This window comes from Thermostichus sp. MS-CIW-23 (assembly GCF_054059455.1).
In genome coordinates, this window is sequence record NZ_JBSSCC010000026.1 from 32,342 (window position 1) to 45,827 (window position 13,486).

The window sequence follows — 13,486 nt, forward strand, 5'->3', positions numbered from 1 at the left end:
GCAAAGGGGTTGAATCTGGGCCGTTGGTTCAACCTGGAAGTGATTGCCCCCCTTATCGTCGGGATCCTCTTCTTGGTGGGCTGGGAAGTGGCGGTGCGGGTAACGGGAGTGCCCCACTACCTCTTGCCGGGGCCGATTTTGGTGGTGCAAACCCTCATCCGCGACTGGGGAACGCTTTTTCCTTCCCTGTTGATCACTGTGCAAATTACGGTGGTGGCCTTTTTGGCTGCCACAGTGTCGGGGCTTTTGGTCGCGATTGTGTTCACCCAGAGCAAGTGGATTGAGCGCAGCTTTTTCCCTTATGCGGTGATTTTACAGACGATGCCCATTGTCTCCATCGCCCCGCTGATCATCATTTGGCTGCGCAACAACACCTTTGCTGCGATGGTGGTGTGCGCCTGGATTGTGGCGTTTTTCCCGATTCTTTCCAACACCACTCTGGGGCTGAACAGCGTCGATCACAACCTGCTCAACCTGTTCCAACTGTACAAAGCCAACCGCTGGCAAACGTTGATCTACTTGCGGCTACCCAGTGCCATGCCCTATTTCATGGGGGGCCTGCGCATCAGCGGTGGCCTCTCTTTGATTGGGGCGGTGGTGGCGGAGTTTGTCGCTGGTACTGGCGGGCAGCGGGCCGGGATCGCCTACCAGATCTTGATCTCCAGCTTCAACCTGCAGGTGCCCCGCATGTTTGCGGCCTTGATCTTGGTTACCGGCTTGGGGATCCTGATCTTTATTTCCTTAAGTGCTCTATCCGACAGGGTGTTGGGCAAGTGGCATGAGAGCGCTGTGCGCCGAGAGAATTGAAAAGTTGAGCTTGTTAGAAATCTATAGTCTTTCAGGTTAGGGCAAGACGCCTGGTTTACTGAGAAAAGCCTTTTGGCCTGGCATATTCACCGTTTTAGGTGTGGGTACAGTGTCTTAGAATAATCACGACATCTAAAAGCAGGTAGAAGACGTCTTCTGGAAAAGCAGAGGAACCGCGCTGCGCTTGCTGTCAGCGGCTATCTCAGTCCTACTTGTGGGTTGCTATCGGAGGGGGATGAACTCGGTGCGGCCAATGATTTGCTGGCCTTGATCCGAAAGAGCATAGTTGATGAAGTCGGCCACCACAGGGCTGGTTCTTTGAGGTGCCACCAAAAACACATTCCGCGCCAAGGGGTAGCTGCCCCTCTGGATGGCCTCACGGGTGGGCATCTGGCCGTCGATGGGCACAATCCGCACCGTTTGCTGGTTCTGCACCTGATCGACGGTGCTGTAGGTGATGCCATCTTCTCCCAAAGCCCGCAGCAGCGGGGTGGTGACATCTTCTGTGGCGGTGGTGAAGTAGGGAGGGTTATCGGGAGCGAAGGGCAGCCCCAACAACACGAGTTCTTGGAAAACGCTGTAGGTGCCGCTCTGGGGGGCGCGATTGAGGACCCGAATCCGCCGATCCGGGCCGCCCACCTGGCTCCAATTGGTGATCCGACCCTGGAAGATATCGGCCAATTGCTGCAGCGTCAGTCCTCCTTTGTAGGGGTTGTTCACCCCCACCGCCACCGCCAGGGCATCTTTGGCCACCGGGATCGCCTGTAGACCCGCCTGCACTTCGCTGGCATTGAGGGGGCGGGAGCTAGCGGCCATCTGGATGCGACCTTCCATCAGGGCCTTCAGGCCAGCATTGGATCCATTGGGCTTGCCATCCGGGATCCCATAGGCGAGGGGAATGCCGGGGTTGCGCTGGGTGTAGCCTCCCTTCAGGGCCAAGACGAGCCGGATCATCGTGACGCTGCCATCCATCTGGAGCACTGCTGGGTTGGGCAGAGAAGTATCCAGATTAACGGCGTTGGCGGGCGGATTGGGCGCTTGAGCCTGAGGGGGGTTGGGCGCTGTTGGGGCTTGGGGCTGGGCGACCGGGATCCCTGCTTGGGTGGGAGTGGAGCGATTGAGCAGCGAGTCCAACAGGCCGGAACGATAGGCATACCAGCCGCCGCCTCCCAGTATCGCGAACAAAAGAATGTAAACGATTGGAGGTGGGCCGGAAGGTCGTGCAGTCATGGGATCCCCCCTAAAGAAAATTCACGATCCAGACTTTTGAGACTTCCCCCTCTGTTGTATCAGCTATCCGCGCAGATTGGGTGAGCAGCAGGTTAAGGTGCATCTATCCGCCCATGGCCGCCTCTCGTCCCACCTCGCGCAGCTCGATCACATCCGCACGGGGATCCGCCTGCACAACTTCCAACTCGATCCAAGCCCCCAGAGGAATCTGGCGTTCTAGGCGCACCGGCACCCGAAAGGCAATCTCATCCAGCATGGCCAACACCAAGTTTTCCTGCTCGCGCAGGTAGCCCAAGACCAGAGCCCGCCAAATTTGCCCCGGTCGCAGGCGCAGGTATTCGATGCTCCAATAGCGCTTGGATTTCCGCTCCACCTGGTTGGCCTCAGCGGTGCCCGGCTCAATCCCCAGCAGCAGCTGCTGCACATCCGCCTCCGTCAACGGCAAGGGATCCCCGCGCAAAAAGGCCTTGATCTGGTAGTGGGCCACCAAATCCAGGTAGCGCCGAATCGGGGAGGTAACCTGACAGTAGGCATCGAGACCCAGCCCCGTATGTCGCCCCGGCTGGGTGGCTACTTCCGCCCGCGATAGACAGCGCATGATGGCAAAAGACCGAACTGGCCCCTGGGGATACCTATCCAGCACTTCGGGAGGAGGTAAGTCGGGAGCCGGCTGCAGACGATAGGGCACCGGGATCCCATTTTGGCTGGCGAAGCGGGCCGCCACGTCGCCGGTGAGCACCATCATTTCCGCCACCATCTGCCGCGCAGGAGTATCCTCGATTACCCGGAGATGGGGGATCTCGTCGATGACCTTGATATCTTGCTCCGGCAGGCCGATCTGAATGGCCCCCTGAGCCATGCGCCACCCATAACGCCACTGGGCCGCCCGGGCAATAGCCGTCAGTTGGGCCTCTGCCCCCAACTCCAACATTTCATCGGCATCTTCGTAGGTGAGGCGGTAGGTCACTTTGATCTGGCTGAGGCAAATTTCGGAATCCCGGATCTGGCCGTCGGATCCCAGGAGGATGCCAAAGCTGAGGGCGGGCCGCACCTCTCCCTGCACCAAGCTCATCGGGCCGGTGGACAGCTCCGGCGGGAACATCGGGATCACCCGCTCCGGCAAATAGACGCTGGTGCCACGCTTGCGGGCTTCCAAATCAAGGGGATCCCCCCACTGCACCCAACAACTGGGATCGGCAATGTGGATCCAGAGCTTCACCGCGTCATCCGACCAGAACTCGACGCTGAGGGCATCGTCAATGTCGCGGGTGCTGGCATCATCGATGGTGTAGGTGTGGAGGTGGGTGAGATCCTGCCGCAGGTGGGGATCCCAGAAAGAGGGAGGCTGGCTGAGCAGGGCTTGGGTGTATCGCTCCACCGCCTTCGGGAACTGGGTTGGGATCCCGGTGAGGCGCAGGGCCAGGTTCTCGTGGCGGCTCCACAGGCCCAGGGCCACCAAAGCTTCAAAAGCCCCCTGCGGAGTGTCAGGAAACCCCATCAGCTCCAGCAGTTGCGAGGCCCGTTCCCGATCCGACGGGTTGAGATTGTAAGAGAGATCCTCGTGGCTGCGAATGGCTGCTGCTGCTCCCTGCAGGGCCAGGCGTTCCAGCACCTCCAGGCGGGCCCGCTCGGCAGGAGTCCAGGGATACCCTTGGCCGGGATGAGCCAGAGCCTCCCGCAGGTGGGCCTCAAACTCTGCTTGTTCCTGCTGCCGTTGTTGGGCGACGGCCATTTGATGGAGGATCTCCTTCACCTGAGCCGGAGTGCGGGGTTCGTAGCTTTCCCCCTTTTGCTTGAAGTAGGTGCGATCCTCGCTCAAGAGGCGATAGGCGGCATAGGTAGAGACCGGAGAATCATCAGAAAACAACAGCCGAGCCATCTCCGCCAAGCTCAGGGGCTGACGCTCCTCCTGCACCAGTTCCCAGGCCAACGCCAAACTTTCGGGATCCAACTTTGCCTGCACCGCCTGCCAAAAGCCGGGAATGTCGGAAGCCGTGAAGCTGGATCCCCCGTTCAAAGCAAAGGTAATCTGGCGAGGGTGAACACTATGAACCTGCCCGGAAGGCACCCCCAGCAGTAGGTTCTTCTTGCCCTCGGTGCCCTGAACCACTGCCAACACACGGTCGTTATTGTAACGAAACTCCACCAGTGTGCCCTTTTCCACCCGTTCTCCTTATGTGGGCTGTCGTCAGATTGCAGGCTTTCTTCCATTCTCCATCAGCTCTGTCCGCCTGCCTACCTGGAAACCCCAGCCAGAAGACATACGGACACTATGAACAGGTAGCAGATGTCAGATACATGGGTACTTAAGCATATAGATATATGACATATAGACATATGAGATACGGGTTCTCAGGTAGATTACGGCTATGTATTGGGTACTGCGAGTCTCAAGCAGAGGCCAGCTCTGCCAAGTTCCTGGGATGAGGTTACCAACTGGAGTCCCTAAACTGCGTAGAGATACTGTTGCCAACGTTTCCCAAGTATGTACTTCCACTTCCATGTGTGATATCCTAGGCTCTAGGGGTAAGGCACAGTTATCACGGACTGCTGCCTGATCTAGCGAACAAGAATCGGGCACTTACGGATTGTTTTCCTGCGGTGAAGATCCTCAAAGCAGGAGGGGTTGTGTTTTTTCCCTAGAGCTTCTTAGCACTCAACTTTTTAGCACTCATTAGCACTCAAAAGGTGAGCTGTGGACAACCCGAAGCGACTGTTGCTCATCGACGACGATCCGAACTTGATCCTTCTGGCAAAGGATTACTTGGAGTTTCGCGGCTACGAAGTGGTGGCGGCAAGCAACGGTCTGGAGGGGTTGGAAGCGATGCGCCATTTCACTCCAGACCTGATCATCTGCGATGTGATGATGCCGGAGATGGATGGCTACACCTTTGTGGAAACCATTCGCTCCAACAGTGCTACGGACTGGATACCTGTGATTTTTCTGTCGGCGCGTGGGCAAACGGCAGACCGGGTGCGCGGCCTGACCACAGGGGCAGATGTTTACATGGTCAAGCCCTTTGAGCCGGAAGAATTGGTGGCGCAGGTGGAATCTTCTCTCAAACATACCGAGCGCCTGTTACAAGTGCAGAATGTGGGCATTCAGCCGGTCATAAAACTGGATCGGGAAATTGAACTTACGCCAACGGAAACCAAGGTGATCCAGTACGTGGCCAGGGGCCTGTCCAACCGCGAGATTGCCGAAGTTCTTGGGGTGAGCCAGCGCACCGTTGAAAGCCACGTCAGCAACATGCTGGGCAAAACCGGCCTGCACAACCGCACAGAACTGGCCCGCTGGGCGATAGAAAGTGGTCTGGGCAAAAAACCGTTGTAATTCCCGCCACCCCTTTCAACGGCTGGAGAACTCTATCTCCTCGGCGCGATTGGAGATAGGGTAGTGAGCGCACTTGAAGGGCAAGGTAACTGGGGTGGGCAAGTCTTTTCAAAAATTGGCGGGGGAGGATCTGCTGGCCTTGCCCCAACGTACATTGGCCGCCGATTTTCACTGCGTTACCCAAAAACTGGGTCTAAAGCCCCGTCCTTCCAGGACAGTTTTTGCCCTGTTGTTGTCATTTTAAACAGGAATGAAACATTTCCGTTGCATTGCTTCCTAGCTCCTTTCTCCCTCTGGGACAGGATCTAAAGGTGATTGTGGAAGCGGCGTGGAACGTTTGGGCAGCAGCGGGGGTGTCTCAATCTAGTTTGAAATGACTATAGACCTGCAATGATATAGACCTGCAATGAAATAAACCCATGCTGGTCAGGGAAGCCAAACTCCTCAACGCCGCTCCAGCGCCATACCAAGCCTTGGATGAGGCCCTGCCCAGTTTGTCCGCAACCAATGCTTGCGTCACTGGATGGATGAGCGTGGTGTCAACAAAGCTGCCTTGTACTCCCGATGCAATGTTAACTTGGCAACTGGGATGGGTTTCCCCGCAAGGCTTCCAGGAAGGCAAATACTGCAGGCGGATGCAGCGCAGAGGCCAGAACGGCAGCCCCGATCACCCGCTCCAGTGGGATCGGCAGCCGGCGGATCTGGATCCCTTCGGGAATGGGAATGGCGGCCAAGCGGGGCAAGATGGCAGCCCCCAGACCCTGTGCCACCATGTTCACAATGGTGGAGTCTTCCTTCACCAAGTAGGCCACCTTGAGGGTTTGGTGAGCGGCTTCCCAGTGGTTCCGCACCGCGGTGGTGCATTCGGCGTAGTTGTAGAGAATGTAGGAAAAACGGGAAAGATCCTCCCAGGTCAAGGTTTCCGGCAGGGGCCCAAAACTCAGCGGAACCAACACAATGAATTCATCACGGGCGATCTCCCACGTCTGGAGATCCTCAGCAGCCCGCGGCAGGGGCAATAGACCAATATCCACCTGGCCCGATCGCAACAGATGTTCAACAGTGGCCGGATCTTCCTCTGTAAGGGTGAGGGTAATCTGGGGAAATTGTTGGCGGAAGCGGGCGATCGCCGGCGGCAGCAAATGGGTTGCAGCACTGCGAAAAGCGGCAACTCGCACATTTCCCCCCCGCAACCCTTTTTCCAGGTTGGCCTCATAATCCATTTGTTCCCGCAGTTGCAGCATTTTGCGAACATGGCGCAGCAGTCGCTCCCCCACCGGCGTCAGGCGCGCCCCAAAGCGACCGCGCACCAACAGGGTCACCCCCAGTTCTTCCTCCAGGCTGGCAATGGCCCGGCTCACCGCCGACTGGGAAATGTGCAATTGCAGAGCGGCATCGCTGAAATTTCCCCGCTCCACCACAGCCACCAGGGTTTGCAGTTGCGAGATGTTCATGGATCCCATCTATTCGATCTGCGCATAGATGTGATGCTATCTCAGGTTTGAACCCTCCGCCGCACCTGACTAAACTACGACATAGCTTCCCCTTCACACTGCGAAACAGCGGGAAACAGTGTGAAAACCTCTTTATCTTCCTGTCGTTGGTCAAGTGTCCCTATGTCGAGATCCATGTTTGCCCTGCTGCCATTCCATCAATTTCGAGATACTCCCGGCGTGCGTTTTTTTGACATCACGGTTGCGCGATCCAACGCCCGCGATTTGGTTTACCACGATGGGCCGGCCATCAGTCCCCCCAATAATCCTCAGGGCTATTGGCAGTTTTATATGCATCCACACCAAGAGGACAACCTACTGGCTCTATGGGGCGGACGGACGTTTTACCTGGTGAATTTTAGCTGGAGGGATCCCTTCCATATTGTGCGCCTGGAAGCGAATCGAGGTATTTTGCGCATTCCTCCCGGCACTTTTCACCGTTCCGTCTCCGATCCAGAGGGATCCATCGTATTGAACCAGGCGGTGCGCGACGAAAAAGCCATCTTGGAAAAAGAATTTCGCATCTACGACAGCAGCCGCATCCCCCGATTGCTGCAGGTGACCTCGGCGCCTGCACCTTTGCCCCGCATTTGTGCGTAAACTACCCGACTCCGACCGCTAAGCGGTACGGAGCGGGCTTTCAGTAGCCCTGAGCCTGTTCTGCTCTACCAGAGAACAAAACAAGCCCGGACCTCCAGGCTGGTTTACGGCAGCCCCCAAGAGCGCAATTACGTTTGCACCATTCAAGTCCGCATCTCCTTCCCATCCACAGTGCCCACACTTGAACGACTTACCACTGCGATAGGATTGCGCAGGGTCGGGATGGATGTGCAAACACCGGTGGCAGGTCTGCGACGTATAGGCAGGCGGAACAAGAATCAGAGAAACCCCTGCAGCCCTCGCCTTGTATTCCAGAAACTGACGTAGTTGGTAGAACGCCCAACTGTTGGCCCTGCGCCGCTCGGCTTTGCTGCGGGGTTGTTGATTGACCCTTTCCCGAATCCCTGTCAAGTCTTCCAGAGCAAGAGCGCTGTTGGTAGCTTTTGCCCTAGAGACAATAGCTTTGGAGATGCGATGATTGACCCACGTTTTTGCTACGCAACGCTGACGCGACTGAAAGCGTCTCTCCTTGCCAGACAGCCGTTGCAGCAGTTGACGGCATCTGCGCCGCGAACTGCGTGTGCCCTTACTGGCTTTGCGTTGGAGTGCCGCCCTCAATCGAGAGTAGTGGTCTCGGACTCGGTTCAACTGCTGTCCATTCCAGTTGTCCCCCTCTGACGTATGGGCAATATCTGTCCTTCCCAAGTCCACCCCCAGCACTCTACCCGTGCGTTGCGGTGGGGATGGCTCCGTTTCCACACAGATCTGAATAGAGTAGGAGCCGTCTTTACGCTTGACCAGAGTGGCAGATTTGGGATTGGAGCCCGCCAGCCGTTCTCTCTGGTAGCGGCCAATCGCCAGCTCAAAGCGCTCCCGACCCTCCACCGTGGTCAGCGACACCGACCAGTCTTTCTCGCGGAACGAAAAGATACGAGCGTCGTAGGTAGCGAAGCCACCCTTGAACGCTTTGACGGGGCGGTTTTTCTGTTGTGCCACCTTGCGAGCAGACGCTACCCGTCTGCATATCTGTTGAGCCAAGTTACTGGACAAGCCGAACTGGGCACGGATTTCGCGGTAGCACAGAGACTGGGGCTTAACGGCGTTGGCGACTTTCTCGGGTGTGTTTTGGTTGACCCAGTTCAAGGCTTGGCCAAAAGCCTCCAAAGTCGCGTCCAATTTGGCGGCTTGCGACTGGGACACCTTGAGCTTGCAGGATACGGTCAGGACTTGGGTCATAGTTCTATTGTAACCTCGCATTCCTCCCGGCACTGACCCTACGGGTACAGTGCGGGGCTCCTGCGATTTCTAGCTGAAGCTAGAGTAAAGATGGGTGCTGGGGGATCGACCAATGCTCTCTCTGGAGCGCAAGGGCATAGCGGATAGCTCGCTCAATTTGGCGGAGTACATCGACCATACTCTGCTGTTGCCGATGGTTACTCCAGAACAGATTGACCAGGGGTGTGAGATTGCCTTGCGCTATGGCTTCCCCACTTTTTGTGTTCCTCCTTGCTACGTGCCGCGGGTGGTGGAGCGGCTGCACGGATCCCCGGTCAAGGTGAGCACGGTGGTGGGGTTTCCCCTGGGCACAACCACTGCAGAGGCCAAGCTTTACGAGGCCCAACTGGCGGTGGAGCAGGGGTGCCGGGAGCTGGATGTCCGCATCAACTTGGCTTGGCTCAAGGCGGGAGAGCTGGATCGCCTCCATGCCGAGATTGCCCAACTGGTGGAAGAAACGGGGGTCTGCATCAAGGCCATTTTGGAAACGGCTCTGCTGACCGAGGAGGAGAAAAAGCTGGCCGGGGAGATTTGTATCGATGCGGGGGCGGCTTTTCTGATGACTTCCACCGGCTGGATGGGGGGGGCGACGCCGGCAGATGTGCAACTGTTGTGGCAACTCAGCCGCGGCAAAGTGGGGGTGAAAGCGTCGGGCGGCATTCGCACGGTGGCTCAAGCAGAGGCCATGATCCAGGCGGGGGCCAGCCGTATCGGCACCTCTTGGGGGCTGGAGCTGATGCAAGAGCTGCGAGCCAGAGGAACCCCATGAGTGGCCGCACCTATCGGGTTACGGGCATCAACCTGAAAGGGATCCCCCTGGGAGAGGCGGATCGGATTGTAACCATCTTGACTCGCGAGCAAGGGTTGATCCGGGCAGTGGCCAAGGGATCCCGTAAGCAGCCTTCCAAGCTGGGCGGGCGGATGGAGCCTTTTGTCATCAACGACTTGCTGATGGTGCGGGGGCGCTGGTCTGCCCAAGCAGATACCTCCCAGCGTTTACAGCGCATTGTCCAAGCGGAAACCCTCCAGACTTTTCCCCGCCTCAGCCGCAGCTTAGCCCATCTCACGGCAGCGCAGTACTTGGCGGAGGTGGCTCTGCAGTTGGCCTTGCCCGATCAAGCTCAGGAAGAGCTGTTTGTGGTGTTGGTCGAACACTTGGAACGCATCGAGCGGGCTGCTTCGGAACGGGCCGTTTTGCCCTTGCTCACCCACGGGTTGTACCACCTCCTGGCGTTGGCGGGGTTCGCCCCTCAGGTGCAGGCTTGTTACTTCTGTCAAGGGGAGTTGGTCGACGGCGTTTTTTTCAGCCCCCAATGGGGTGGCTTGATCTGTGATCCCTGCCGGGTGGCCCAGCGGCCCAGCCCGATTGCCTGGGTCTCCGCTTCTGCCTTACGTGCCTTGGGATCCCTGCCCAGCTCCACACTGCCTCTGCCTGAGGATTCGCTGCCTTTGGCTGCTTGGCTGGAGGCAGAACGTCTGTTACGGCGCGTTTTGGAGCATCATACGGATCGAGAAATCCGTTCCGCCGAGCTATTGGCCAGTTGCTACGCTGTTCCCACCGCAAACGGCCAGGGATCCCCGGCTTTTCCTGAGGGACATCCCAAAACATGGGCATCGGCCTGAAAAAGTTGTGAAGGTATGTATCAAGTCCGGCCCAATAGCCGCAAAATAGAGCATCGAGGCGGGTTGGCAGCCGATTTTGGATGATAAATTAGGTTATGGAAAGTAACTTCTTACGAAGGCCTCTCAGGTTTGAGCAATGTTTTTTGGGGAGGAGTGCCTTGCACCAGGTACTGGACAGCATCATCAGGTGGGATTGAAGTTGGAGCTTTTAACAAGATTGAATCCACTGCCGAGAGGGCCTTCTGTTTTGTGCTTGTTTCCCGGAGCTGCATCCCTGAGGTGCGGCTTTGGTTAATTGCAGATGATTGCTTGTGAGTGTTCAATTTCCTCGGTGAGTCTGCCCAACTGAGGAGCAGCCCCTGAGGTTCCTGCATCCGCCCAACTCAAGATAGCGCCCACCTTAGTTCTTTTTCAGATCTCTCTTTTACCGAGTACCGTTAGAAGTTCAGGAGTTGCAGCACCGTGGAAGCACAGCGTAAGGAACGGATTCTGGTGGTCGATGATGAGGCCAGCATTCGACGCATCTTGGAAACCCGTCTGTCCATGATCGGATACGATGTGGTCACAGCTTCGGACGGCGAGGAGGCGCTGGAGGTTTTCCACAAGCAGGATCCCGACCTGGTGGTGCTGGATGTGATGATGCCGAAGCTGGATGGCTATGGGGTTTGCCAGGAGCTGCGCAAAGAATCCGACATCCCCATCATCATGCTGACGGCGCTGGGAGATGTAGCCGACCGTATCACAGGGCTGGAGCTGGGGGCAGACGACTATGTGGTCAAGCCCTTTTCGCCCAAGGAGCTGGAAGCTCGCATTCGGTCGGTGTTGCGCCGGGTGGCGCGGTCGGCCCACGATGGGATCCCCAGTTCTGGGGTGATTCAAGTGGGGGATATTCGCATCGATACCAACAAGCGGCAGGTCTACAAACGGGACGAGCGCATTCGCCTGACGGGGATGGAGTTTAGTCTGCTGGAGTTGTTGGTCAGTCGGTCGGGGGAGCCTTTTTCCCGCTCCGAGATTTTGCAAGAGGTGTGGGGCTATACCCCGGAGCGCCATGTGGATACGCGGGTGGTGGATGTCCACATCTCGCGGCTGCGGGCCAAGCTGGAGGATGACCCCAGCAACCCAGAGCTGATCCTGACGGCCCGAGGCACCGGCTATCTGTTTCAGCGCATCGTTCAGGGAGAGGAACAGGCACGGTCTTGAGAGGGGATCCCTCGCAACTTCTCTTCAAGAGCGGCCTGCACCCGCCTCAACACGCCAACCCAGTCTCCCGGTGTGTCTTGTCGAAACAGTCGCATCACCCCGGGGTACCAGGGGCTATCTTCTCGATGGAGCAGCCAGCGCCAATCGGCGGCAAAGGGCAGCAGCACCCATACCGGCTTGCCCATCGCCCCGGCCAAATGAGCAACGGCTGTATCAACGCTGATCACCAGATCCAACTGGGCAACGGCTGCGGCTGTATCGACAAAACTGCGGAAACGGGATCCCAGCTCCAACACTTGGTGCTGCTCCAATAGGGATCCCACCGGGTGAGGACTCTGTCCGAGTGGCGCGGACAGATCTTCCCCCACCTGCAGGCTAACCCACTGGATGGAAGGCCCATGCAAGTGTTGGAGCAACAGATTCAGAGGGCAACTTTTCAGCCTTTGTACGCGGTTGAGCTCAGGATGGGCACGCCGACCGCTGGCCCACACCAGCCCCACCTTCATCCGCTCCTGGGAAAGCTCCGGCCAGTCTTCCCGCCAGGAGAGGCTCAAAGGGATCTGCGGCCCGCCGGCATGAACGGGATAGACAAGATAGGGGATGCGGGCCGGGATCGTCTCCAGAGTGGTGCCCAACCGCTGCGGCAAGCTGAGCAAGGGCAGATGGCAATCGAAAGAGGGCAAGGGATCCGTTTCCGAGATCACCTGCACCTGGGGAAGGGGGAAGCACCCTCTGAACAGCTCGACAAGGGATCCCTGACAGCGGAGGCAGATTTGCGCTTGGGGATGGGCCTCGGCCAGCAGCGGCAGGTAGCGCACAAACTGAAGCGTGTCCCCCAACCCTTGTTCGGCGTAGATCAGCAGGGTCTGGCGGCCCAGAGGGGATCCCGTCCACAGAGGCGAAAGAAAGCGCGGGTAGGTCGCCCCTTGTCGCTGCAGCCGCCATTCGTATTCCCGCCACCCCTCCTCGTAGCGGCCCAGGGTCAGCAAAGCCGTGCCCAGGTTGTAGTGGATCTCCGGCCAGTGGGGGGCCAGTTGTAAGCCGCGCCGATAAGCCTCAATAGCCCCTTCCAGCCGGTTTTGTTCTTGCAGGATGGTGCCCAAGTTGTTGTGGGGCTGGGCGTCCCTCGGCAACAGCGAGATGGCCCGTTGCAGACAATCGGCGGCCTCTTCCAGGCGATCTTGCAGGTGCAGGCAATGGCCGAGGTTAACGAGAATTCGCCCCTCCTGGGGTGCGAGGGCAAGAGCTTGGCGAAACCAGCTTTCGGCTTCCCCAGCTTGGCCATCGAGCATCAGGGCATTCCCCAAAGCTGCCAGAGCATAAACCTGGGGAGGCTGGGCTGCTGCTGCCTGCCGTAGCGCCGCAATCGCTGGGGCCAATTTCCCCAAGGTAAGCCAACAACTGCCCAATCGGAAAAGCAATTGCCCATCACCGGGCGCAAAGGCCAGGCCCTGTTCATAGGCTCGCGCCGCTTCCTCAGGGTTGCCGAGCTGCATCCAGGCATCGCCCAGATCCTGCCAGGCCGGCACCCAATCCCCCCGCAGGTGCAGAGCCAGTTGCAAGGGGGTCAAAGCTTGGCGGGGATCCCCCATCTGGAGATAAAGGGATCCCAGCAACGCCTGAGCGGCGAACAAACGCGGCTGGGTGCGGGTAAGCTGCCGGCAGAGGTGCAGAGCAGTCTTCAGATCCCCCGCCTGTCGGTAGCGTTGAACCAACGCCAGAGCCGCCTGCGAAGAGGATGGGATCTCGGATCCCCGCTCTGGATCCTGTGACTCAGCCGCTTGCCGATTGTCTTTCCCTCGCCCAAAGCCCCGTGGCACGTCTTTGCCTGATACATTTACGCTGAACACTGCTGAACATCACTGTTCAACTATGCAGCGATAGCATTCTGTTTGTTTCCATTCGCGTTAGCGGGACGGAG

General features: G+C 58.1%; 12 protein-coding genes. 7 read left to right on the forward strand and 5 right to left on the reverse strand.

Annotated elements, in window-relative coordinates; translation table 11 throughout:
- Positions 1–9: 9 nt before the first annotated feature.
- Complete coding sequence (locus ACVW0B_RS09985; RefSeq protein ID WP_457404989.1) at positions 10–807, forward strand: ABC transporter permease; 798 nt, start codon at positions 10–12, stop codon at positions 805–807.
- Between the two features lie 222 nt (positions 808–1,029).
- Here ACVW0B_RS09985 and ACVW0B_RS09990 read toward each other — a convergent pair whose 3' ends face one another.
- Positions 1,030–2,037 carry a phosphate ABC transporter substrate-binding protein gene (locus ACVW0B_RS09990; RefSeq protein WP_457491588.1) on the reverse strand — a complete coding sequence of 336 codons (1,008 nt, stop codon included), beginning with the start codon at positions 2,035–2,037 and terminating at the stop codon, positions 1,030–1,032.
- A 103-nt stretch (positions 2,038–2,140) separates the two neighbouring features.
- Positions 2,141–4,201, reverse strand: a complete 2,061-nt coding sequence (locus tag ACVW0B_RS09995) for a ribonuclease catalytic domain-containing protein (RefSeq protein ID WP_457491589.1) — start codon at positions 4,199–4,201, stop codon at positions 2,141–2,143.
- 531 nt (positions 4,202–4,732) lie between these two features.
- Here ACVW0B_RS09995 and ACVW0B_RS10000 point away from each other — a divergent pair.
- On the forward strand, positions 4,733–5,371 hold the full coding sequence (locus ACVW0B_RS10000) for a response regulator transcription factor (RefSeq protein WP_011434112.1): 639 nt from the start codon (positions 4,733–4,735) through the stop codon (positions 5,369–5,371).
- Positions 5,372–5,444: 73 nt separating this feature from the next.
- The gene (locus ACVW0B_RS10005) at positions 5,445–5,615 is read left to right on the forward strand and encodes a hypothetical protein (protein ID WP_414380900.1); all 171 of its coding nucleotides are present in this window, start codon (positions 5,445–5,447) and stop codon (positions 5,613–5,615) included.
- A gap of 328 nt (positions 5,616–5,943) precedes the next feature.
- Here the strand turns inward: ACVW0B_RS10005 and ACVW0B_RS10010 are convergent, their stop codons facing one another.
- Complete coding sequence (locus ACVW0B_RS10010; RefSeq protein WP_457491590.1) at positions 5,944–6,825, reverse strand: LysR family transcriptional regulator; 882 nt, start codon at positions 6,823–6,825, stop codon at positions 5,944–5,946.
- Positions 6,826–6,999: 174 nt separating this feature from the next.
- Between ACVW0B_RS10010 and ACVW0B_RS10015 the strand changes: the two genes are divergently transcribed.
- Positions 7,000–7,464 carry a redox protein gene (locus ACVW0B_RS10015; protein ID WP_414343843.1) on the forward strand — a complete coding sequence of 155 codons (465 nt, stop codon included), beginning with the start codon at positions 7,000–7,002 and terminating at the stop codon, positions 7,462–7,464.
- An 18-nt stretch (positions 7,465–7,482) separates the two neighbouring features.
- Here ACVW0B_RS10015 and ACVW0B_RS10020 read toward each other — a convergent pair whose 3' ends face one another.
- Positions 7,483–8,700, reverse strand: a complete 1,218-nt coding sequence (locus ACVW0B_RS10020; protein WP_457491591.1) for an RNA-guided endonuclease InsQ/TnpB family protein — start codon at positions 8,698–8,700, stop codon at positions 7,483–7,485.
- A 112-nt stretch (positions 8,701–8,812) separates the two neighbouring features.
- Between ACVW0B_RS10020 and deoC the strand changes: the two genes are divergently transcribed.
- The 3 genes from deoC to rpaB all read left to right on the forward strand — a co-directional run bounded on the left by deoC (position 8,813) and on the right by rpaB (position 11,565).
- Complete coding sequence (gene deoC / locus ACVW0B_RS10025) at positions 8,813–9,508, forward strand: deoxyribose-phosphate aldolase (protein WP_457491592.1); 696 nt, start codon at positions 8,813–8,815, stop codon at positions 9,506–9,508.
- Positions 9,505–10,362, forward strand: coding sequence for a DNA repair protein RecO (recO, locus tag ACVW0B_RS10030; RefSeq protein ID WP_457491593.1), 858 nt, complete (start codon positions 9,505–9,507; stop codon positions 10,360–10,362). Before deoC ends, recO begins: the two co-directional genes overlap by 4 nt.
- A gap of 462 nt (positions 10,363–10,824) precedes the next feature.
- A complete protein-coding gene (gene rpaB / locus ACVW0B_RS10035; RefSeq protein ID WP_011434119.1) occupies positions 10,825–11,565 on the forward strand; it encodes a response regulator transcription factor RpaB in 741 nt (246 codons plus the stop codon).
- Here rpaB and ACVW0B_RS10040 read toward each other — a convergent pair.
- The gene (locus tag ACVW0B_RS10040) at positions 11,538–13,385 is read right to left on the reverse strand and encodes a tetratricopeptide repeat protein (RefSeq protein WP_457491594.1); all 1,848 of its coding nucleotides are present in this window, start codon (positions 13,383–13,385) and stop codon (positions 11,538–11,540) included. The two genes, rpaB and ACVW0B_RS10040, sit on opposite strands and share 28 nt — an antisense overlap.
- Between the last annotated feature and the right edge of the window lie 101 nt (positions 13,386–13,486).

Excerpts from the sequence above, each read along its gene's own strand:
- ACVW0B_RS10010 (WP_457491590.1), bottom strand. The coding sequence starts at position 6,825 with ATGAACATCTCGCAACTGCAAACCCTGGTGGCTGTGGTGGAGCGGGGA.
- ACVW0B_RS10020 (WP_457491591.1), bottom strand. The coding sequence starts at position 8,700 with ATGACCCAAGTCCTGACCGTATCCTGCAAGCTCAAGGTGTCCCAGTCG.
- deoC (WP_457491592.1), top strand. The coding sequence starts at position 8,813 with ATGCTCTCTCTGGAGCGCAAGGGCATAGCGGATAGCTCGCTCAATTTG.
- recO (WP_457491593.1), top strand. The coding sequence starts at position 9,505 with ATGAGTGGCCGCACCTATCGGGTTACGGGCATCAACCTGAAAGGGATC.
- ACVW0B_RS09990 (WP_457491588.1), bottom strand. The coding sequence starts at position 2,037 with ATGACTGCACGACCTTCCGGCCCACCTCCAATCGTTTACATTCTTTTG.
- ACVW0B_RS10015 (WP_414343843.1), top strand. The coding sequence starts at position 7,000 with ATGTTTGCCCTGCTGCCATTCCATCAATTTCGAGATACTCCCGGCGTG.